General features: G+C 55.7%; 19 protein-coding genes. 8 read left to right on the top strand and 11 right to left on the bottom strand.

Annotated elements, in window-relative coordinates; translation table 11 throughout:
- Window positions 1-60 precede the first annotated feature (60 nt).
- On the top strand, window positions 61-2,601 hold the full coding sequence (locus QHL1GM_RS16990) for a glucose/quinate/shikimate family membrane-bound PQQ-dependent dehydrogenase (RefSeq protein ID WP_071695522.1): 2,541 nt from the start codon (window positions 61-63) through the stop codon (window positions 2,599-2,601).
- Between the two features lie 88 nt (window positions 2,602-2,689).
- On the opposite strand, the gene QHL1GM_RS16985 is transcribed toward QHL1GM_RS16990, so the two are convergent.
- Window positions 2,690-4,750 (bottom strand): TonB-dependent receptor, encoded by a 2,061-nt coding sequence (locus QHL1GM_RS16985; RefSeq protein WP_139245626.1) that lies wholly within the window; start codon window positions 4,748-4,750, stop codon window positions 2,690-2,692.
- Between the two features lie 154 nt (window positions 4,751-4,904).
- On the opposite strand from QHL1GM_RS16985, the gene QHL1GM_RS16980 reads away from it, so the two are divergent.
- Window positions 4,905-5,078: a YqaE/Pmp3 family membrane protein gene (locus QHL1GM_RS16980; RefSeq protein ID WP_035538925.1), complete on the top strand. Its 174-nt coding sequence runs from the start codon at window positions 4,905-4,907 to the stop codon at window positions 5,076-5,078.
- Between the two features lie 86 nt (window positions 5,079-5,164).
- Here the strand turns inward: QHL1GM_RS16980 and QHL1GM_RS16975 are convergent, their stop codons facing one another.
- Both QHL1GM_RS16975 and QHL1GM_RS16970 read right to left on the bottom strand, forming a co-directional pair.
- Window positions 5,165-5,656, bottom strand: coding sequence for a nucleoside deaminase (locus tag QHL1GM_RS16975; RefSeq protein WP_071695521.1), 492 nt, complete (start codon window positions 5,654-5,656; stop codon window positions 5,165-5,167).
- A 35-nt stretch (window positions 5,657-5,691) separates the two neighbouring features.
- Window positions 5,692-6,951, bottom strand: a complete 1,260-nt coding sequence (locus QHL1GM_RS16970) for a dicarboxylate/amino acid:cation symporter (protein ID WP_071695520.1) — start codon at window positions 6,949-6,951, stop codon at window positions 5,692-5,694.
- Between the two features lie 332 nt (window positions 6,952-7,283).
- On the opposite strand from QHL1GM_RS16970, the gene QHL1GM_RS16965 reads away from it, so the two are divergent.
- Complete coding sequence (locus QHL1GM_RS16965) at window positions 7,284-7,490, top strand: cold-shock protein (protein WP_007111402.1); 207 nt, start codon at window positions 7,284-7,286, stop codon at window positions 7,488-7,490.
- A 126-nt stretch (window positions 7,491-7,616) separates the two neighbouring features.
- Here the strand turns inward: QHL1GM_RS16965 and QHL1GM_RS16960 are convergent, their stop codons facing one another.
- Window positions 7,617-8,498: a putative RNA methyltransferase gene (locus tag QHL1GM_RS16960; RefSeq protein WP_071695519.1), complete on the bottom strand. Its 882-nt coding sequence runs from the start codon at window positions 8,496-8,498 to the stop codon at window positions 7,617-7,619.
- A 102-nt stretch (window positions 8,499-8,600) separates the two neighbouring features.
- On the opposite strand from QHL1GM_RS16960, the gene QHL1GM_RS16955 reads away from it, so the two are divergent.
- A complete protein-coding gene (locus QHL1GM_RS16955; RefSeq protein WP_071695518.1) occupies window positions 8,601-11,792 on the top strand; it encodes an acyl-[ACP]--phospholipid O-acyltransferase in 3,192 nt (1,063 codons plus the stop codon).
- 197 nt (window positions 11,793-11,989) lie between these two features.
- Here QHL1GM_RS16955 and QHL1GM_RS16950 read toward each other — a convergent pair whose 3' ends face one another.
- From QHL1GM_RS16950 to QHL1GM_RS16945, 3 genes are read right to left on the bottom strand one after another with little or no spacing between them, the layout of a single operon-like run.
- A complete protein-coding gene (locus tag QHL1GM_RS16950; RefSeq protein WP_071695517.1) occupies window positions 11,990-13,717 on the bottom strand; it encodes a mechanosensitive ion channel family protein in 1,728 nt (575 codons plus the stop codon).
- A gap of 33 nt (window positions 13,718-13,750) precedes the next feature.
- On the bottom strand, window positions 13,751-13,879 hold the full coding sequence (locus QHL1GM_RS19850; protein WP_302847878.1) for a hypothetical protein: 129 nt from the start codon (window positions 13,877-13,879) through the stop codon (window positions 13,751-13,753).
- A gap of 57 nt (window positions 13,880-13,936) precedes the next feature.
- A complete protein-coding gene (locus QHL1GM_RS16945) occupies window positions 13,937-14,911 on the bottom strand; it encodes an AraC family transcriptional regulator (RefSeq protein ID WP_071695516.1) in 975 nt (324 codons plus the stop codon).
- Between the two features lie 167 nt (window positions 14,912-15,078).
- On the opposite strand from QHL1GM_RS16945, the gene QHL1GM_RS16940 reads away from it, so the two are divergent.
- Together QHL1GM_RS16940 and QHL1GM_RS19845 are read left to right on the top strand one after the other, a co-directional pair.
- The gene (locus QHL1GM_RS16940; RefSeq protein ID WP_254795325.1) at window positions 15,079-16,494 is read left to right on the top strand and encodes a tetratricopeptide repeat protein; all 1,416 of its coding nucleotides are present in this window, start codon (window positions 15,079-15,081) and stop codon (window positions 16,492-16,494) included.
- Window positions 16,481-16,609 (top strand): hypothetical protein, encoded by a 129-nt coding sequence (locus QHL1GM_RS19845; protein ID WP_302847877.1) that lies wholly within the window; start codon window positions 16,481-16,483, stop codon window positions 16,607-16,609. The genes QHL1GM_RS16940 and QHL1GM_RS19845 overlap by 14 nt, the downstream gene beginning before the upstream one ends.
- Before the next feature lie 76 nt (window positions 16,610-16,685).
- Here the strand turns inward: QHL1GM_RS19845 and QHL1GM_RS16935 are convergent, their stop codons facing one another.
- The 3 genes from QHL1GM_RS16935 to QHL1GM_RS16925 are packed head-to-tail and all read right to left on the bottom strand — an operon-like array spanning window position 16,686 to window position 19,217.
- A complete protein-coding gene (locus QHL1GM_RS16935; protein ID WP_071695515.1) occupies window positions 16,686-17,192 on the bottom strand; it encodes a GDYXXLXY domain-containing protein in 507 nt (168 codons plus the stop codon).
- A complete protein-coding gene (locus QHL1GM_RS16930) occupies window positions 17,185-18,249 on the bottom strand; it encodes a DUF4401 domain-containing protein (RefSeq protein WP_071695514.1) in 1,065 nt (354 codons plus the stop codon). The genes QHL1GM_RS16935 and QHL1GM_RS16930 overlap by 8 nt, the downstream gene beginning before the upstream one ends.
- A complete protein-coding gene (locus QHL1GM_RS16925; RefSeq protein WP_071695513.1) occupies window positions 18,246-19,217 on the bottom strand; it encodes a DUF2157 domain-containing protein in 972 nt (323 codons plus the stop codon). The genes QHL1GM_RS16930 and QHL1GM_RS16925 overlap by 4 nt, the downstream gene beginning before the upstream one ends.
- A 258-nt stretch (window positions 19,218-19,475) precedes the next feature.
- Here QHL1GM_RS16925 and msrP point away from each other — a divergent pair, with 258 nt between their 5' ends.
- Both msrP and msrQ read left to right on the top strand, forming a co-directional pair.
- Complete coding sequence (msrP, locus tag QHL1GM_RS16920; RefSeq protein ID WP_071695512.1) at window positions 19,476-20,492, top strand: protein-methionine-sulfoxide reductase catalytic subunit MsrP; 1,017 nt, start codon at window positions 19,476-19,478, stop codon at window positions 20,490-20,492.
- Window positions 20,492-21,112, top strand: a complete 621-nt coding sequence (gene msrQ / locus QHL1GM_RS16915; RefSeq protein ID WP_071695511.1) for a protein-methionine-sulfoxide reductase heme-binding subunit MsrQ — start codon at window positions 20,492-20,494, stop codon at window positions 21,110-21,112. Before msrP ends, msrQ begins: the two co-directional genes overlap by 1 nt.
- Before the next feature lie 18 nt (window positions 21,113-21,130).
- Here the strand turns inward: msrQ and QHL1GM_RS16910 are convergent, their stop codons facing one another.
- Window positions 21,131-21,709, bottom strand: coding sequence for an NAD(P)H-dependent oxidoreductase (locus QHL1GM_RS16910; protein WP_071695510.1), 579 nt, complete (start codon window positions 21,707-21,709; stop codon window positions 21,131-21,133).
- Window positions 21,710-21,852 lie beyond the last annotated feature (143 nt).

Below are 21,852 nucleotides of genomic sequence, written 5' to 3'. Positions count from 1 at the left end.
AATTTAGGGCTTAAGCGGCATGCATTAACGTATTAAGTACGCTTCACTAGGGGACATCTCATGGAAGAAAGCACGCGCGATCATGGTAAATGGCCAGCGATAACCGTTGGCCTGCTACTAGCTATTATCGGCTTGGCGCTGGCCGTTGGCGGCGGCAAACTGCTCAGCTTGGGCGGCAGCGCCTACTACTTAATTGCCGGGCTTAGCATTATTGCTTGCGGCATTTTATTTGCCCTGCGCAAAGGTGCCGCTCTGTGGCTCTACGCGCTGATTCTTTTTGCCACCTTAGTGTGGGCGCTATGGGAAGTAGGCCTTGATTGGTGGCAGCTAGTCCCGCGCGTCGCCATCCTCTGCTTAATCGGTATTTTGCTACTCTTGCCCTGGTGGCGTAAGCCGCTGCACTCTAAAGGCGGCAGCCTGGCGCTTATTGGCAGCATTGCTGCCGCTGTTATCGTGGCCATTGCCAGCCAGTTTAACGACCCCGGCACTATTGAAGGCTCGCTGGCAAACAGCAGCCAATCAACGACCGATAGCGTTAACCCTGCCCAAGTGGCAGGCGATGACTGGCCTGCCTATGGCGGCACCAATGCGGGCACCCACTACTCCTCACTCGATCAGATCACGCCGGACAACATCGGCGAGCTTGAAGAGGTTTGGCGCATTCAAACCGGTGATGAGGCGGGCCCCAATGCGCCCCCGGAGATCACCAATCAGAATACGCCGCTAAAAGTGAACGACAGCCTATATATCTGTACGTCGCATAGCCGGGCAATGGCGCTCTCCCCTGAAACCGGCGAAACCCGGTGGGCGTTTGACCCTGAAATCAGCACGATGGGTGCAGATGACTTCTCCGGCTGGGCGCACATGACCTGTCGTGGCCTCGCCTATTACGATGCGGCCAGCTACTCAGGTGCTGAAAGCACACCTAGTGACGAAGCGGCGAGCAACAATGCTGCGCCGAGTAGTGCTACAGCGCTCTCTTTTGACATCTTCGATAGCAACGATATTTTCAGCCTGGATCTCTCTTTCCTCTCACTGCTGTTTGGCGAGGAAGAAGAGAGCAGCCCCCAACCCATGCTAAGCGAAACCGACGTTATGTGCCCACGCAGGCTCTACCTGCCCACCGCGGATGCACGACTGATTGCGCTGAATGCCGACACGGGTGAACGGTGCGCCAGCTTTGGCGATAACGGTGAAATTGACCTCACTAATAATATTGGCGATTTCTCACCGGGCGGTTACTACTCCACCTCACCTGCTACGGTGACCGAAAATTTGGTCATTCTGGGCGGGCATGTTACTGACAACAGCTCCATTGACGAACCCTCCGGCGTGATTCGCGCCTTTGATGTACATACCGGCGAGCTGGTGTGGAACTGGGATAGCGGCAACCCTGACGACACCGACCCGTTACCCGAAGGCGAAACCTACACTCGCGGCTCCCCTAACGTGTGGGCACCGATCAGCGTCGATGAAGAGCTGGGCATAGTTTACCTGCCCATGGGTAACGCCACGCCTGACCAGTATGGCGCTGACCGCACTGAGAATGATGAAACCTACAGCGCAGGCCTAGTGGCCCTTAACCTGGACGATGGCCAAGTTGAGTGGGTTTACCAGTTCGTTCACCACGACCTGTGGGATATGGATACACCCGCACAGCCGGTGCTGATCGATCTGGCTACAAGTGATGGCACCCAGCCCGCGGTTATTCAGCCGACCAAGCAGGGCAGCCTGTACGTACTAAACAGGGAAACCGGCGAGCCGATTGTGCCCATCGAAGAGGTGCCTGCACCGCAAGGCGCCGTGGAAGGCGACTGGACAGCGGAGACGCAGCCGCGTTCAGCGCTTAACCTGCTGCCACCGCCGCTCACCGAGCGCGACATGTGGGGCGCCTCACCGTTTGATCAAATGATGTGCCGCATTCAATTCAACTCTTTACGCTACGAGGGCCAGTACACGCCGCCTTCGCTGGAAGGCAGCATTGTTTATCCGGGCAATGTCGGCGTAATGAACTGGGGCGGTGTTGCCGTTGATCCCGAACGCCAAGCGCTGTTTACCGGCGCTAAATACTTGGCGTTTGTGTCTACGTTAATTCCGCGTGATGAGGTAGAAGAGGGCCAAGGCTCTGCCAGCGAACAGGGGCTGCAAGCCAATGAAGGCGCACCTTATGCCGTCGAGCTGGGACCGCTACTTTCGGTGCTCGGCCTGCCCTGCCAAGCCCCCTCCTGGGGCGATGTGGCCGGTATCGACCTGCAAAGTAACGAGGTGGTGTGGAAGCACCGCAATGGCACCACACGAGACAGCATGCCCTTCGGCCTGCCGATTGGTTTGAACGTCGGCGTTCCGGCGCTGGGCGGCCCGTTGACTACCGCGGGCGGTGTATCGTTCTTGAGCGGCACGCTGGATCAGTATCTGCGTGGTTACGACATCACCACTGGCGAGGAGCTGTATAAAGCGCGTCTGCCTGCAGGAGGCCAAGCCACGCCGATGACCTACACCGGCGAAGACGGCCGTCAGTATGTGGTCGTCACGGCGGGGGGCCACGGCACCTTCGGCACCAAGATGGGCGATTACGTGATTGGCTACGCGCTACCGGAGTAACCGGTTAGCGAAGCTAGCAAACAAACGGGCGGCCTCAGTGATAATAAATGAGCACCGCCCGTTTTTTATTTACTTAAAGCATTTCGACTTAGAAGCGTACTTCTAAACCGCCATAAACACTGCGCCCTGGCGCAGGTTCATAGAAGCGGCCAAAGGTGCCGTTCAAGCGCACGTTGGCGTAATGCTCTTCATCTAAGAGATTGCGTACACCGACATATGCGTTCAGCCGGGTATCGCTTCCCAACTGCCAACCGTCGCCTACCCGCAGGTTCACCAGCCAGTAGCTATCGACCTCTGTCTCATTGGCGTTGTCCGCCACCATATCGCCTACGTACTGGGTTTCCAGCGTGGCAAAGCGTTCATCCAACCCCTGCCAAGTTAGCTGGTTGACCCAGGTTTGCTCCGGCAGGCCAGGAATACGATTCCCACCAAAGTTTTCAGTTGGCGTAGCAAATTGATCAAACTCATAGCTAGCCAGCGTCAGGGCGCTATCCAGCCGCCACTGATCGGCTAACTGCCAACCCAGCGCCAGCTCGATGCCGTCCCGGTCGGTGTCGCCTGCGTTCTCGTAGAAGGTACGGCCGCCATCATCATAAGGCACCAGCTCATCGCGCACGCGCACCGAAAACAGCGCCAGATCGTAATCCATGGCCAACGGTTCAACGTAGCCCCGCAGCCCCACTTCACGGTTCCAGGCTTTTTGCGGCGACACCGAGGGGTTAAAACCGCCGCCAGCCGGATTGGCAAATTCGGAGAACGTCGGGGTTTCAAACGCCGTGCCGGTGTTGATATAGGCCTGGTGCTGGGGGCGATAACGATAGCTTAAGCCTGCCGAACCGCTCCACTCATTGAAGGTTTGCTCACCGCTCTGGTCGCCATCGTCCTGATAGCGATCGTCTACTTCTAGCTCTACTCGGTCAAAGCGTGCACCCAACGAGAGCGTTACCTGCTCGGTCAGTGCTAAATCGCCCTGGGCAAACACCCCAGTGGAAGTTGCCGTCTGGGTTTCTTCCGCCAACTGCTCGCCAACAACGCCTTGGCCATTTACATCGTTTCGAAAGCGCTCGTCGTCCTGGCGAGCCACATCAACACCGGTGATGTAGCTTAGCGGCAGGCTACCCAGGCTGATTTCATGGTGATACTCGGCACTCGCGCCCAGGTAATCACGCTGATAACCGATGCGGCTATCGCCCACATAGGGCAACTGCTGCTCAAAATCGCGTTGTGCAACGAAGCCTTTTAGGTAGAACTCGCCAGGGCCTGCGGACAAATCTTCGTACTGTAAGCCCAGAAGCTGTTGGTCTACGTTCTGCCCTGCGTCCAATGCCAATGAGTTCGGCGCCGCTTGATCACGGCCACTAGCCACCTCGCCCGCGTTCAGCGCGCCAGGGTCTTCAGAACGGGGATTGTCTAGCAGGTTGATAATCGCAGTTAACGCGCGGTTACTGCCCAATTCGCGGCGCAGTTTGGCGTTCAACAGGTACTTCTCTGTAGAGCTCTGCCCCCGGTAACCATCCACATTGAGCGCCGAGAAGCTCACATGGTGCGACCAATCCTCTTGAGCACCGCCTGTTTGCACGACTGCCTTACGGTAGCCATCGCTTCCCACCTCGGTGCGTACGCTTGAGCCAGGATTATCGCGTCCATCGGCGGTGGTGATATCAATCACCCCACCCGCCGCGTTGCCGTACAACACAGAAGAGGGCCCGCGGATAACTTCGATGCGCTCAGCGCTGTCCAGGTCAATGGCATCCAGCTGCGCTTGGCCGTCGGGAAGCGTATAAGGAATGCCATCCACCATCACGGTAATACCGCGCACCCCAAACGGCGCCCGAGCGCCAAAACCACGAATAGAGATGCGCTGGCCTTGGGCAAAATTGTCGCGGTTCTGCAGGAACATCCCCGGCACGCGAACCAGCGCTTCATCCAGCCGCGTACGCTGCTGCCCCTGGGCAATGGCTTCGCGGTCAAGTGTTGTTACCGCAGCAGGAGTGGCATAAAGCTCTCGCGACAGACGTGGCGCTGTCACTTCCAGCGTGGCCAGTGTGTTGTCGGCTGTCGGACTTTCTTGCGCCCAGCTCTGGCCGGCGCCAAGACAGCTTAATAAACAAAAAGACGTGGCGGTTATTTTCAGCGGCACTTTGAACACGGGGACACTCCCAAATAGCGTAGAGCGGAAATAAATGGCGGAATTGAACGATTGTCTACTCGACTAGTCTTAGAGGATTCGCCAAGGCATGGATAAATAGGTTGATCGTGCCTACACTTGTGCAAGTTACACCAATGAAAGCAAAGGAGGCTTCATGGCGTTTACCGCGACTGATCCAATCAAGATGATTTTTGCCGTCATACTTCCCCCACTCGGGGTGTTCTTTGAGGTCGGTTTTAAAGGACATTTCTGGCTGAACATTATTTTAACGCTATTTGGCTTCATACCAGGCATTATTCATGCGTTTTATGTGATCTTGAAACACTAGGTTTTAATAGCCAGGTTTTAATAACTAGGTTTAATAGCTAGTTCTAGTGAATACAACGCCGCCTAAACTAACGCTTAGGCGGTTTTTTATGTCTTAAAAGTAGGGCTGGCATGGCGCCGTTTATGCAAAGTGTGAACGCGTTCATCCAGCTCAACTATTGGGCCTTCTACCTTGAGCCCTGGCACAACCTGTTGAATAGGCAGGGTTGCCACTGGCGACGGGGCCACGCCTAAATCCGCTAGCCAGCGGCCCAACTGTTCAGACGAACTGGCGTAGACAATTCGCCCAAGCCCTACCCAACCGTGGGCAGCGGCGCACATGGGGCAGTGCTCACCTGAAGTATAAACGGTCGCCTTTGATCGCGCCTCTGGTGTCATATTTTGAGCAGCCCAGCGCGCCAGGAAGAACTCCGGGTGCTGAGTCGCATCCCCATCGGCTATTCGGTTACGGTCTTCTGCCAACACGCCACCTTCTGCACTTACCAGCACGCTGCCAAAGGGCTCATCACCCGCGTTAAGGGCCTCTTCGGCTAGCTCAACGGCTCGCGTTAAGTAAGCGAGCTCTCGATCATCTAACATGGGCGCTCCTTATAGTCGTGATTCGCCTACTGCATTTACCCCTTTACCACTGCGGCTTCTTCGACAAACTCTTCTTGCAACTCCTCTCCTTCACTACGGGCTATCACGGAGGTGCCTACCAAGTCGCCTGTCACGTTCAGCGCCGTGCACCCCATCCCCACCAGTGCATCAATCGCGGTGAGTAGCGCGACGGTTTCAATTGGCAGACCCACTTGAGCAAATACAGTGGCAATCATTATGATACCGGCCCCCGGCACCCCCGCCGTGCCCACTGACACTAACGTGCCGATCAGCACTATTTGCACCATGCTGATAAAGTCCAGCGGTGCACCAATCACGTTGGCGGCAAATACCGCCGAGATGGCGATACGAATCGCCGCCCCATCCATATTTAAAGTAGCCCCTAACGGCAGACTAAAACCATAGATGCTTTTGGGAATTCCTAAGCGGTGGGCAGCATTAACCGTCAGCGGTAACGTACCCGAGCTGCTTTGGGTGGCAAACGCCGTCGCCATCGGTGTACGGGCCTCGCGGAAAAAGGTGCGCAGCTTAACGCTAAACAGCCGCATGATGCCGCAATAAATCAGCAGCTGGGTTGCCAGAGCGATATACAGTACAACCACCATATCGCCCAGTGAGAGCAGCGTTTCCAAACCCTGTTGGTTCACCGTTTCGGCAACAATCGCAAACACGCCGATGGGCACGTAGTGCAATACCCCCGACATCACTTTTAGAGTGACCTCATTTAGCGATTCAATCACTCCATAAAGGCGTTCACCCATGGCATGCTGTCGCTCCGATTGGCGCATTTTTAGCAGCGCGATGCCAAACACCAGCGCCGTAAAAATAATGCCAAGCATATTGAGTTCGGCAAACGCACCGATAATATTATCCGGCACTATATTCAGCAGCGTATCGACAACACCTGGATTCTCAGGCACTGAGAAACTGGCGCTCTCATCCAACGTCATACCGCTACCGGGGCTAAACAGCGTGGCAACAGCTAAGCCCACCATAATCGCCAGCGCTGAAGAGACGAGATAATAGCCGAACACCTTACCGCCCACGCGACCAGCACTGCCCTCGCGGGACTGATTCACCCCCACCATTAGCGTAAACAGCACAATGGGTACAATCAGAAAAGTAAGCAGCCGTAGCAGCAGGTCACCCAGCGGTGCCAGCCAAGCAGCCACTGTTTCACCGCCCATAAGCCCGACGACAACACCCAGCACCAGCGCAACAGTGACGCGTAAAATCAACGATGCCTGAGCATAGGCCTTCCATATACGAGTCATTTGAACCCCTACAGGTTTAAAGAAGTTGGTAGGTCTAATTTGGTAAGCGTACACCACACACTAAATGCATGCTCAAGAGGTCAGAGGCAAAAGGGATAGAGGCAAATAAACATGAAAGGTTTTGACACGCGCTACATTTCATGACACTGTGGCGCCAGTTGGTTAGCAAGCAAGCATGGTTTCAGAAGTGTACGAAAAAGATTTAGAAATGTACGAGATAGACGTGTACGAGATCTTTCGGCAAGCCTGTAATTGTATTCCTTGTTTTATCCGCTATTAATCTGGGTGATACCAGGAACTTTACTAAGCGCTTTGCGCGAAAGGATTTTATTATGTCTACTGGCACAGTTAAGTGGTTCAACGATACTAAAGGCTTCGGTTTCATTGCTCCTTCTGACGGCGGCGATGACCTATTTGCCCATTTCTCTGAAATTCAAGCAGACGGCTTCAAAACCCTGCAAGAAGGCGCTAACGTTTCTTTTGACGTTACCCAGGGTAAGAAAGGCCTTCAGGCTTCAAACATCAAGCAAATCTCCTAAGCCTAAGTCTTTTAAGACATAGCACTTTAGAATTTGCTCGAACCTTTCGAGGTTCGAATAACAAGGCCCGCTTATGCGGGCTTTGTTGTGTCTGGAACTTGCTAAAGTTGCGTTTGCGCCATCCTGTTATATTCGCGTATACATGACTATTCGTGCATCCACCGTCACTACCAGCGTCTCAAGCGCCGCTGCGCGAGCACGCCCTTCGGCGCTAGCCCGGTATAGATGCGGGGTCATCGCCAATAGATCGGCAATTTCGTCACTTCCATTGAGTGCAAGTGAGTAGCTTACTCTCTCGCTGCTATGGTGAGTAAAGCCTTCGGGTACTTCCGTCTCACTCGAACGCTCGGCTTTTAACGTGGGATAGATAATCTCCCGCAGTTCCCGCAAGTGATTAGGCCCAGCCTCAACTTGCAGCAAGACGCCATGGGCTTTCAGTACACGGGCAAACTCGCTAACCACCGGAAAGCCAAACATACACAGCACGCTATCCAGCGTTCCTGACTGCACCGGCAAGTGCGCATTACTGCCTACGACCCAGCTGCTTAGCGGTGTCTGTTTAGCATCTTGCTTTGCTGCGGCCAATACCGCCCATTTAGAAATATCTAGCCCCATCAGCGAAAGTGACGGTGAGGAAGACGCCGCGTGAGCTAATTGGCGAAGGTAGTAACCTTCACCGCAGCCCGCATCCAGGCAGCTAAACGGCGGGTGGCCTGCCGATTGAACTACGGCATGGCTCAACACCGCATTACTAACCGCCTCCGCAATGGGTTGGTAATGCCCAGCGTTAAGAAAGCGCTGCCGGGCAGCGACCATCGCCTTGCTATCACCTGGGTCGTGGGAGCGCTTTTGCTGCACAGGCAACAGGTTAACGTAGCCCTGCTTAGCGATATCAAAGCTGTGTTTTGATGGATTATGCCCAGCGGTACAGCGCCAGGTACTGCCTTCCAAGTAAAGCGGCTCGCCGTCCAGCGGGCAGGCCAGTGATTGAAAAGGGCTTATGCTCATAGGCGTTTTATCATTAATTAAGAGATAGTGGATAAAAAGTGGCCAAGAAAGTACTGCTTAGAGAATGCGATGACGCTCAAACACGCTAGAGGCTAACACACCATGCATCGACTGCTGCACTTGAAGGGCGCTTGGCCCTACTTGATCGCTATTTTTCTCAATGCCTTTGTGGATCTAGGCCACAAGATCGTCATTCAGAACACGATCTTCAAAAGTTACGATGGCGAAGCACAGGTCGTACTCACCGCACTGGTCAACGGGCTTATCCTGCTGCCGTTTATTTTACTGTTTAGCCCGGCGGGACATGTGGCTGACAGCCACCCCAAGGTACGCGTTCTGCGTATATCGGCCTGGGCCGCCGTGGCGGTTTCACTGGGCATCACCGCCGCCTACTACCAAGGGTGGTTTTGGCTGGCGTTCGCCATGACGCTACTGCTGGCGATTCAATCGGCCTTTTACTCCCCTGCCAAATACGGCTTGGTAAAAGGGTTGTTCGGCAAGCCGCGTTTGGCGGAAGCCAACGGGCTGATCCAGGCCGTTACGATTGGCGCCATTCTAGCGGGCACCGTGGCGTTTACCGCGCTATTTGAGACCTGGGTCTCACCGGAAGATCAAACCCCAGCGCAGCTGTTGCGCCAAATAGCCCCTCTGGGCTGGCTGTTGGTACTCAATAGCGTTCTCCAGGTGGTGACGCTTTACCGCCTTCCGCTTGATGCATCCACTCGATCAGCGTCGCCGCTGACCTGGCAGCGCTACATTAAGGGCGCCGCCCTGAAAGATAACCTGCGGATTATCGCTCGTCAGCCTGTCATCAGGCTCTCCATTATCGGCCTTGCCACCTTTTGGTCAGTGGGCCAAGTGCTGCTGGCCGCCTTTCCCGCTTATGCCAAAGATGCACTAAGTATCGATAACACCTTAGTGCTCCAGAGTATTCTCGCCGCGAGTGGCATCGGGATTGCGCTTGGCTCCCTATTGGCCAGTAGGCTTTCCCACAACCGTATTGAAACCGGCTTAATCCCCGTCGGCGCTGTTGGTGTGGCGATTGGTTTATGGTGCTTGCCGCTGTTAACCACGCCCGTTAGCCAAGCGCTGAACTTTGTGTTTATCGGCATCATGGGTGGGCTTTTCATCGTGCCGCTTAACGCGCTGATTCAGTTTCACGCCGCCGACAACGAGCTAGGCACCGTGCTGGCCGCCAATAACTGGATTCAAAACATCGCCATGCTGGGCTTTTTGGTGCTCACGGCGCTATTCGCGTTGGCGGGCGTTAATAGCCACTATCTGCTGCTACTGATCGCTACCGTGGCCATGGTGGGCGGCGGTTACACCATTGTTAAGCTACCCCAAAGCTTGGTGCGCTTTCTGTTGAGTTTCCTGCTGACACGCCGCTATCGTGTAGACGTCCATGGCTTGCAGAACCTGCCCGCTCAGGGCGGTGTGCTGCTATTGGGCAACCATATCAGCTGGGTGGATTGGGCCATGGTCCAGATCGCCAGCCCTCGACCAGTGCGCTTTGTAATGCTCAGATCGGTTTATCAGCGCTGGTATCTACGCTGGTTCTTCAAAGCCCTGGGGTGTATTCCCATTGAGCGCGGCAGCGGTGCCGAAAAGGCCTTGGCCGATGTCGCTGAACAGCTCAATGCAGGCGAGGTGGTGTGCATCTTTCCTGAAGGGGCGATCAGCCGCACTGGTCAACTAGGCGAATTCCGTCGTGGTTACGAGCGCGCCTGTGACATGGCAAACCCTGATGTCAAAATTGTCCCTTTCTACCTGCGTGGCCTATGGGGCAGCCAGTTCTCTCGCTCATCCAGCAAGCTTAAAGAGTTGCGCAATTCGCCATTCCACCGCTCGGTAGTGGTCGCTTTTGGCAAGCCGCTGCCCAAGGACACTTCTGCCGATGTGCTTAAACGGCGCATTTTTGAGCAGGCTACCCGCTCTTGGCAACGGGCCATGGGCGAGCTACCCACCCTGCCTAAAGCCTGGATTCAGAGCGTTAAGCGCCGCCCTAGCGATCTGGCCCTGGCCGATACGCTGGGCCGCCCACTCAACGCAAGCCAAGCGCTCACCGCCAGCCTGCTGATGGCAAAACGTATTCGCAAACTCAACCCCGGGCAGAATGTTGGCCTGCTGCTACCTACCAGCAGCGCCGGTGTTATCGCCAATATGGCGACGCTGCTAGCGGGTAAAACGGTGGTGAATCTTAATTACACCGCCGACCACGAAGCGCTGACCTCTGCCCTTTCCCAGGCAGAAATTACCACCGTCTTCACCTCGCAGCGCTTTGTGGAGAAGCTTGAACAGCGCGAGCTCGACGTTCGCCAATTACTTGGCGGGAAGCAGATGGTCTTTTTAGAAGACCTGCAGGCCACGATTGGCCGTGCTGAACGTTTGAGCACTTGGCTTGCGGTGAGGATATTGCCGACGTGGCTAATACAACGTTGCTTCTGCCACGGCCACGATGCCGACGCCACTGCCGCCATCCTGTTCTCAAGCGGAAGCGAAGGCGAACCCAAGGGTGTGATGCTGAGCCACCGCAACCTGATGGCCAATATCAAGCAGACCTCCGATGTACTCAACACTCAGAGCAACGACGTTGTAATGGGTTCACTGCCGCTGTTCCACGCCTTTGGCCTCACGGTTACCCAGCTGTTACCGCTGATTGAAGGGCTGCCGCTGGTGTGCCACGCCGACCCCACCGATGCCCCAGGCATTGCGGGCGCTATTGCCAAGCACAAAGCCACTATCATGTTTGGCACCTCCAGCTTTTTAAGGCTGTTCGTACGCAGCTCAAAGGTACACCCGCTGATGCTGGAAAGCTTGAGGGTGGTGGTTGCCGGGGCAGAGAAACTCGACGAAAACGTGCGCGAAAGCTTTGCGTTGAAATTCCACAAGCCTGTGTACGAAGGCTACGGCGCCACTGAAATCGCTCCAGTCGCGTCGGTGAATCTGCCCGACGCCATGGGCGTTCACTATCAGCAGGTACAGCGAGGCAGCAAAGTAGGCACCGTCGGTATGCCGCTGCCCGGCACCAGCTTCAAGATTGTCGACCCTGATAGCTTTGAAGAGCTACCTACCGGCGAGGCGGGCATGATATTGATTAGCGGCCCACAAATTATGCAGGGCTATCTCAATGACCCCGACCGCACAGCCAAGGCGCTCCACGTGCTCGATGGCCACCGCTGGTACATAACCGGGGATAAAGGCTTTATCGACGAAGACGGCTTCTTAACCCTGATCGACCGCTATGCTCGCCAACGGTACGCCACTCATGATGATCTCCAGCCACAGGTTTAGTGTGGAAACTATTCCGCATCTTGGCTCTGGAAAAGCAGATTTTGCAGAGGCGAAACGTTTGGCTCAAGGAACGATAGAGGAGGAACTGAAGCATTAAAAGGCGATGTTTCAATGAGGTCTTAATAAACCAGTTAAGAAATCAGCCCACCTTTTGCTACCGAGATGGGCTTTTGGGATGGGAGAATGATCCTCACCCTCTACTCCGATGGCTTGACCTCAACACTATCCTCTTCCCCCGAGCTTTTGCCTTGCGCCCCGCGGGCGATATCGTTGTGACTGATAACCACAATTTCACGTGGCCACCACTCTGGATGGTTATCGCGGATAAACGCCAACAGCTGCTCGCGTACATTCATCTCCGCCGTCCATCCCGCCAAAGGGTCTGACGTCATGAGATAACAGGTAATGGTTTGCGCCGTTCCTGTTTGTGCCGTCACGTAACACAGCAGCTTGTGGTGTTCGATAATGCTCTCTTCCTCTTTGGCGATTTCGAGGAACTTATCTCTTAACAGTTTTATATCGGCACTTAGGTGAAGCGTCAGCGTCAAAGACCGATACATCTTGGTACTTTTTACCGACAAATTATCGAAAGGCTTAGACGTAAAATAGGTGACGGGCACAATCAAACGTCGCTCGTCCCAAGACCTCAGCCGAATAAAGGTATAAAAGATGCCTTCGACATAGCACCACTCGCCTTCAAAGATTACCAAATCGCCAATGCGAATAGGTTTAGCAAACGACAGCTGAAATGAGGAGAGGATATTGCCAAGTACCGTTTGGCCCGCCACACCCACTAATACGGCCAGTACGCTGGCAGAAGCCAGAATGGACAAGCCGAGGGTCTCGAAGAGCTGAACCTGACCCAATATGTAAACCGATACACCGGTCACGGTGATCAGTATAATGATCCGGCGCAACGCGTAGAGCGAGGTCAGCAGCCTGCGCTCGTCCCTGGGCTTGGTATCATCGATTTCGCCCACAATACGCCGCGTTAAACGCAGCATAATGGTATCCACTAAGCGCAACGCAATGGTGCCGACACCCCATGCCAAAATACTGATGAGCAAAACCCGGAAGGTCGTGGTGGCGACCGCCGAAAACGACACCACATAATCCAACACCATTTGAGTGACCAGCGACATCGCAATCAGCGCTGCTGGCATGCCAATTTGACTGGCAAAAATGCTCGAAACCCCGGAAGGGAGCCATTTCGACATCAACCCAACCAAGCGGTGAACACCCCACCCGACCATTCCAACGAACACTAAGAAAACTGGAATGGCGATCCACTCCCATATTCTTAGAATGCCAAACGATGCCTGAAAACGTTCGGGGATATGACTTTCCAACGTAGAGGGGCCGTATTGCTCATAGAGCGCCGGAATATAAGACACGCTAATCGGCATAATCAGCCAAACCGGCTCCTGATCACCCACCCGATACCGGCCCAGGCGAATATCGTAGGTTTCCCCATCGGCTTGCAAAGAAGAGACCTCAACATTTCGACGCGTCTCGCCGACGCGAGGGTTCTGGCCTGTGGGATCTTCAATCACCGCGTCTTCTCGACCTGGCAGATCAGAAACGCTAAGCCACTCACCGCGCTGGAAAATTTCCGCCAGTTGCCGGGCTATCTCACCACCTTGCTCGCGTTGCTCATCTTCTGAGAACTCGGTAAGGTTGAGCATATGGGCAGCGGCCTCATACTCGCCCTGATCTGTCAGTTGCAGAAAACTCCTGATCGACTCCCGTGGTGTTACCCGGCTCGCTTCTTCAGGGGGTTCACCAAGCCCAGTATTTAACGAATCGACGGTAAACCATCGTTCGTTTTCGCTCTCTCCTCCTTGAGTTTGTGCCACGCATAGGCTGGAAAAGGTCAGTAACATTACCAACACACCCCATGCGAGCCACGAGCCGTTTGCTTTCATATATGCCTTATTCATTTAAGTGGGCCTATTTGACTACCCCTGACGGCCAGCATTGAACACTGGATCATCCATGTCAGCAGTTTGATAGGTACAGACTACCTTGCTTAATGAGACAAGGCGATGCGAAGCGATGGCCACGTTACTGACAAGCCATTCGCTCATCACGTAGCTCGTTGGGACTTGGTTACTAGAATCGGACTGGAGGCCGGAGCATACAGTTCAGTTCTCGGGTTCTTCCAGTGCGCGCTGTTCCCGTCGCCAAGCCGCGGGTGGCACTCCAAATGTGCGCTTGAACGCTTTGCTAAAAGAAGCCTCCGACTCGTAGCCCGCTTCCAACGCGATACGCGCGATGGGGGTAAGCGACTCGCCCAGGCGACGGGCGGCGACCTGCATACGCAGCCTGGCCAGATAGCGCATCGGCGGCATACCTACCAAATCGGTGAAACGCCCGGCAAAGGCAGAACGCGAGAGTCCCACTTGGCGCGCCAGCATTTGCGTTGTCCATTGACGTTCGGGAAAGTCATGCAATTGAGCCAGCGCCCGACTAACGAAGGGGTCGCCCAGCCCTCCAGCCCAAGCACGTTGCTCGGGCGGCAGGTGGGTGAGATAGAGTTGCGCAGCCTCGATAAACAGCAATTCAGCGAGCCTGGCGAGCAGCGCCGGTGAGCGCACTGACCCGGCAGCTAGTTCCGAGGCGGCAAAGCGGAAGGAGCTCTCGATCCAGGCCCTGGCCGCGCCCTCCACCACGTCCAGCGTCATCACCTTAGGCAGCACGCCAATCAGCGCATCACAGGGCGTCTCGCTGTGCAGAAAGCCACACAACAGGCGGGTGGTTTCGCCGCCACCTCCATAGACAATCTGTGCCAGCCCCCCTTCCTTTGTAGGCTGCAGTAGATGATCCACGCTGATGGGCCGGGTACTCAGTTCACTGCCAAGCAGGTGCGGGTCGTTGCGCGGCAGCAATACGATATGCCCTGCCGATACGGCCACCGGCAATCCGTGATCTACCTGCAATAACAGCTGCCCGGCGCTGACATAGTGGTAAGCAAGAATGCTCTGAGACACTGGGGTGAAAGGCCGACAATCCTCCGGAGTGACTTGTGCCACCACACACCAGGGCGCGGAGAACTCAGCATCAAGAAAGATGCCACCGGTAAAACGAATCATGCGCAGCACATCGAGTGCAGCATCCATGGGTCTGTGTCTCTATCGCGGCGGATCGGACAACAATACCGGCGCCTCGACCATTATAGTCTACCGTACCTCATCGTAGTCTAGCAGCCTGGTGAGCGGACTGGCCGCCGCCAGGTGGCAAAATATTGTCACCGCCAACAATTACAACGAATAACTGGAGCCCTGCTATGCTGAACGACCGCCAAGGCAACGCCCTTTCCGGCGCCACTTCCGAAACTTTGGTGCTTTACCACCGCGCCATCGACGCCTTCAATCTCTACCGCGGCGACCCCGTCACCCCGTTGGAGCAGGCTATTGAAGCCGCCCCAAGCTTCATTATGGCACGCATCGCCAAGATCTACCTGTTTGCTCTGGCCACAGAGCCCGCCGCGGTAGCCGCTGCCAGGGCCGAACTGGCAGCCGTTAAGGGCTTACGCTTGAATGACCGGGAAGCCTCCCATGTCGCCATCCTCGCGCAGCTGCTTGCCGGCGAGTGGAGCGCAGCAGGGCTCGCCCTGGATTACCACAACCTGCACTACCCACACGACCTGTTGGCCCTGCAGGCCGGTCACCTAGTCGACTTCTACCGCGCTAACGCCCGCAACCTACGTGATCGACTCGCTCGCGTCCTGCCCCGATGGTCATCCGAAATCCCAGGCCATTCAATCGCCATGGGCATGTACTCCTTCGGGCTGGAGGAGACTGGCGACTACGCCCGCGCCGAGCAAGTCGGCCGACAAGCGCTGGACCTGCAACCGCTCGACTGCTGGGCGCACCACGCCGTAGCCCATGTCATGGAGATGCAGGGCCGTGCCCAGGACGGCATTGGCTGGATGACCGAACGCGAGCCTTACTGGTCGGGCGACGACAATCTGTTCAAGGTGCATAATTGGTGGCACCTCGCCCTCTGCCATCTCGATCTCGGGCAGACCAAAGAAGTGTTGGCCCTCTACGACGGCCCAATCCGTCAAGAGCGCAGCACCGTGGTGCTGGATATGATCGATGCCTCGGCGCTGCTATGGCGGCTGACTCTCACCGGACAGGACGTCGGAGAGCGTTGGCAGGAACTGGCAATCGCCTGGGATCAGCACGCGGACGGTCAGCTCTACCCCTTCAACGATTGGCATGCGGTGATGGCCTACCTGGGTGCTGGTCGCGACGACCGAGTGGAAGCACTGCTAAAGACGCTACGCAATACCCGCCGCAACTCCGAGACAGCGGACTGGGCTCGACGCATCGGTCTGCCCCTGGCGGAAGGATTTGTAGCCTTTTGGCGCGGCCATTACGCCACCGCGGCCGAGCGTCTACACTCGGTACGTTTTATTGCCAACGCCTTCGGCGGTAGTCATGCCCAGCGCGACATCATCGACTGGACGCTGACTGAGGCCGCCATACGTGGAGGCAATCGCGAGCTTGCTGAGGGAATGGCCAACGAACGCTTGGTGCTCAAGCCTCATAGCCCCATCAACCGCGACTTCCTGCGCCGGGCCACCGCCCCGGCCGTAGCCGAACGTCAGGTTGCCTGTCGAGGTGCACAACTGGAGGCACCTCGCTCTCTGCCACCTCGACCTCGGACATACATGAGAAGTATTGGTCCTTTATAACGGGCCAATCCGCCAGGAGCGCAGCGCCGTGGTACTGGAAATGATCGACGCCTCAATGCTGCTATGGTGGCTGCCCATCATCGGCCAGGAGGTCGGTGAACGTCAGTTTGCCTAAGACGCGAAAGCGGAGGCTCCCGTCCCCTTCAGGTGGGAGCCTCCGTTATTTATTTATCGGCTCGTAGCTCTCACCGCTAGGGGCTTAGGCTCTTTAGCGCTTCATTGTGTAACGAAACCAACAGCGGCTCACCGTCAGTGTTGACGCGAAATTGACCATAGCGCGCGGACTCATAGCGTTCGGCCTCTTCTTCCTGAAAGAAGAAAGCGTTGGTAGCAAAGCGTACTTGACCATTGCGAAGCCGATAGCCCAAACGTCTTTCGTTTTCGCTTAGTGGATCGCCATTGTCCAGACGCTGAAAGTGAGCAATACGCTTTTCATCGAGTCGCACAACGACATAGCCATTGCGTGCTTTCAGGATATCCCCACCCGCCCTAGACTGATGAAGCGTACTTTGAATTCGGTTGCTGAGTGCGAAATTCAGTGCCATATAATCGCCCTGCATCAGCGATCGCGGATCTACCGGTGCCAGCTCAAAGTACATAACCTCGCCTTCGGCTAAGTGTCCCTCCTTGTCCCAGATGGCCCAATTAACCGCGGCCAGGATCACCAGTAGGGTTACCGCCACGATGATTTTATTCATCGTCTTGCCTCTTTATGTTCCACCACCAGTGCTTTAGCGCGAAGCGCATTGCCAGGATAAGCCCGCCAATAATCAGCAGTGTTAGCGCCTTGGTTAACAGTGGCACGTCCAGCCAGTAGTAAAAACTGCCAATGCCCATTAACAGCAAAAGCACCCCGAGCCCCATCACTAGGCGGTGCCCTATCGCGAAACCTAACAGTAAGACCACCCAGCCTTGGCCTACTCCCGGTGCATAAAATGAGATCAGCAGCATCGCGATAGGGCTTAGATATAATCCCCAATGGGTTTTGAAATGAGGGATTGTATAGAGCAGTAGCACCAAAGAGAACGCCACTAATACGGCGTTTAACCCAGGCACCGACCATGCAAAAGCGGTAGTGCTCTGTGCGTCAAACCAGAAGGCGAACGACTGGCCACTATGCGCTAATCCCTGCATCACCAGTAGGCCTATCAGCAAGCCATAGCCCCAAGCGTGTACGTCCCGAATACGGCTGGGCCAGCGAAATTCGTTTAACCAGAGCATTGTTAGCGCCAGCAGCACTATCCCACTTGCCACCGGTGCCATAGCATTCGCTGTCAAAGCCATATAGAGCGCCAAGCTGGCGGCAAACGCTGAAAACGTACGGTGAACCTGGCTCGGCATTACCAGCGCCAGTACGCTCTGCAAGCCCAGCAGCGACCACCCCAGCAGTGACCAAAATGGATAGGCAGATTCATTCCAAAACGCTACCGCTGCCCAAGCAATTAGCAGCTGCCCGGCTAAGCTAACCGCCAGCGCCAAGTGTTCGAGCACATCACTGCGAGCTTTGCGAAATAGCCCATAAGCCGCGCCGATCATCACCAGCCCCAAGCCCAACGACGCCGCGGGACTCTCCGCCACAAACACCACGCCCATGGCGATAAAGCCGAGCAAGAATAGCGCCGCCAACCAGCCGGAAAATGCCTGCAGCGCGCGCACAAACCAGGGCGTTTGCAACTGCGCAGGGGTGATAGGCTCGTTTAACGTAATGCCCGCTTGGGCAAGCCTGGCTTTAAAGTCATTAACGTTGTTCGTCACTGGGCAAGGTCCCGATGTAGCCGCTTTAGCCATACCACTGCCCCGGTGCCCATCGCCAGCACCGCGATGGAGATCAGCATCAGGCTTCCCTCCTGCCAATCGCCCTCCCACAGCAAAACTCTGGCAAGTAGCAGCGTGGTCACCGTTATCAATGAGACACAGCCGCCCGCGATCATAAACAGGTCAGGCCACCAGTAGCGATAAACGCCATACAGCGCCGCCAACCAGAATGGATAAATCGCCAGCACTGGCGACCCGACGAGGCCTACATCGACTATCAACGTCATCATTAACAGCGTCACCGGCACCCCGCTGCCCACCGCCAGCAAACGCACCGCCCACTGCCGTGGCCAGCCCCGGTAACGGGCACACCATTCCCAGGTTGCCAATGCCAGGGTGTTGAGTAAAAACAGCCCCCACAGCACAGTGTCGCTACTGGTCAAAATGCCAAACGGCACGCCCCAGGTATGAAAATAGAGTCCGATGGCCAGATTTATTAACCCCAGCCACAGCACCCAGAGCAGCTCAAAACGCGCCACCCAGACCCAGGGCAGCGTCATTACCGCCCAGCTAAAAAACAGCTGCCAGGGGTCGGCGCCGGTTTGGTACACCTGCCCGAACAGCGCCAACAGAACGCCCACCAACAATGTGGCCGACGTTAGCGCCACACGCTGAACTATCGAGCTGACCTTGGGCCAAATGGCGATACCTACCGCCAGCACCGTCGCGGCTTGCACCACGCCAAAACGTGCCCAATGGCTCATCTCCGCCCAGTTGTAGGTAATAAAAAACAGTACCGCGAAGGCCAGCGCCAGACCACCTAGCCACAGCAGCATTCGATCAATAAACACGGCCCAGGCACGGGGCGAAGGGCGAACCCCGGAAACCTGGATAGCCCGCGCCACCTGCTCAGGCGGTATCGCGCCCTGCTCAATCAGTGCCACCACTTCACGGCGTGTAGAAGCCATGGGATTCCTTGCAAATTAGGTGAGGGACATAAGGCTTAGCCGACGGTCTATAGTAGGCTTATTAAGCCTGCCATTCATGTCATTCAAGCGGTAGGCTTCTGCACCAAGCAAATCAACTCATCCATTACTTGTTTTTAAGACCCAATACCTACAAGTTATGTAGAACTTTATTACTCCTTAATGCGTCGAACCTACACTTTGAATAAACGGTGGCTCACATTAACGCTGACGTCGGCTTAACCTAGCAGGAGATATTCCATGTTGATAAAGATTGCCAAACCGAGTGACTTACACGAATCCGATGTAACGCCTGAGTCCATCTACCTCTCTCGGCGGCGCTTTATGGGCGGTATGGCAGGTCTAGGCGCGGGGCTCGCCCTTTCCGGCCAAGCACGCGCAAATGCCGATTATTCGGATGTTCCTGAAGGCGATGCACCCACGTGGTTAAAAGAGAAAATCAGCGACACCCAGTGGCGAGCTATCACCCCAAGCGACCCTGACAAAGATAAAATAGCCCCCTTTGATGACGCCAGTGGCTACAACAACTTTTTCGAGTTCGGCACCGACAAGGGCGACCCTGCCCGCCATGCAGGCAGTCTGCAGACCGAACCATGGAGCGTGGTGGTGGATGGCGAAGTCAATAACGGTGGGCGTTTTGCCCTAGAAGACTTTGCAAAGCCCTCGCAGTTTGAAGAGCGCATTTACCGCCTGCGCTGCGTAGAGGCGTGGTCGATGGTGATTCCCTGGCTAGGCATCCCGTTGGCCGAGGTGATCAAACGCGCCGATCCCACCAGTAAAGCCAAGTACGTGCGTTTTGAAACCCTGGTGGATCCGGAACAAATGCGCGGGCAGCGCTCCTCGTTCTCGATAATCGATTGGCCCTACGTGGAAGGTCTGCGCTTAGACGAAGCCATGCATCCGCTAACGCTGCTTGCCATGGGGATGTACGGCCGCGAACTGCCCAACCAAAACGGCGCGCCCTTACGGCTAGTCGTGCCCTGGAAGTATGGCTTTAAGAGCATCAAGTCGATTGTGCGTATCTCGCTGGTGGAAGAGCAGCCGGTTAACTCCTGGCAGCAAATCGCCGCTGATGAGTACGGCTTCTATGCCAACGTTAATCCAGAGGTCGACCACCCCCGCTGGAGTCAGGCCACCGAGCGGCGGCTGCCCAACAGCCTGTTCAGCCCCAATGCCATCGATACTCTGATGTTTAACGGCTACGCCGACGAAGTCGCCGAGATGTATGCGGGGTTAGATTTAAGGACTAACTACTAATGGCAGCACAGCGCGTATGGCTACTCTGGCGCGTGGGGGTGTTCCTCGCAGCGCTAGTGCCGTTGGTATTCTGGGGGTGGCAGGTGGCGAATAACGCCGCTGGCCCGGAGCCGGGGCGCTACTTATTGCTGAATATCGGCATCGGCGCGCTATGGATGCTGTTACTGACCTTGAGCCTTACCCCGCTGACCAAGCTAACCCGCTGGAAAGGCTTTGCCCTGATTCGGCGCCAGCTGGGTCTCTGGGCTCTCGCCTACGCCACCCTGCATATGCTCAGCTACGCGCTGTTTATCCTGGGCCTTAACTGGGCACTGCTGGGTAGCGAACTGGTCAAACGGCCTTACATCATTGTGGGCATACTCGCGCTAATTGGCCTTGCGGTGCTGGGCGCCACCTCCAACCGTTGGGCGATGAAGCGGCTAGGCAAACGCTGGAAGCCGCTACACAAATTATCCTACGCCATTTTAGGTTTGGTGCTGCTGCACTTCTTTTGGGTAGTCCGCGCCGACATGCAAGAGTGGGCGATGTATGCCGCTATTGCGGCGCTAATCATGGCCACTCGCCTACCGCCAATTGCGCGGACACTGCCTAAACTACGCCATCGACTGAGTCGTACTTAGCGCTTCAACGTACGAAACCTAGCCGAGTGCACGGCGCAGATGGGTACGATAAGCGGCTTTGTCGCGCTCTACATCTGGCGCCTTCATCACATCATTGGCGATAAAGGTGGGTAGTGCCTCTAGGCCGATAAACTCTTGTGACTTATGGAACGGGAAGTAGACACCATCCACACCGCGTCCTTCGAAGAAGTTGTCCGGTTCATCGAACGCCTCCAGGGGCGCATTCCAGGTTAACGACAGCATGTAGCGGCGGCCCTGCAACAGGCCACCGCTGCCGTACTGCCTCGTCGGGTCTTGGCGACTGCGGCCATCGCTGGCGTATAGCGAACCGTGGCCTTCTGTAAACACCTCATCGATGTAACGCTTAACGATCCACGGTGCGCCCATCCACCAGCCAGGCATCTGATAAACAATGGCGTCTGCCCACAGGTAGTTCTGCACTTCAGCTTCCAGGTCATATCCCTGGTCAATCACCGTCTCGCGCACCTCGTAACCCATTTCCTGCAGAGTGCTCACTGCCACGCCGTGTAGCGTATTATTGAGTTTTCCGCCAGAGTGGGCAAACGCTTTACCGCCGTTAATCAAAAGAACTTTCATCAAAAACCTCTCACGATAGTCAGTACACCCATGCTTTAAAGCGCTTGCATGGCGTTTAATGAGCGGTATTGTGGATTCAATGCATACGAAAAAATAGCGACATTTAATCAAGACACTTTTGATTTAAAATCAACAGTTGCGGT

Origin of the sequence: Halomonas sp. QHL1, from assembly GCF_001882345.1 — a bacterium.
Taxonomy (GTDB): domain Bacteria; phylum Pseudomonadota; class Gammaproteobacteria; order Pseudomonadales; family Halomonadaceae; genus Vreelandella.
The sequence above is the reverse complement of the archived record's forward strand: the minus strand, read 5'-3'. Positions and strand labels throughout refer to the sequence as shown.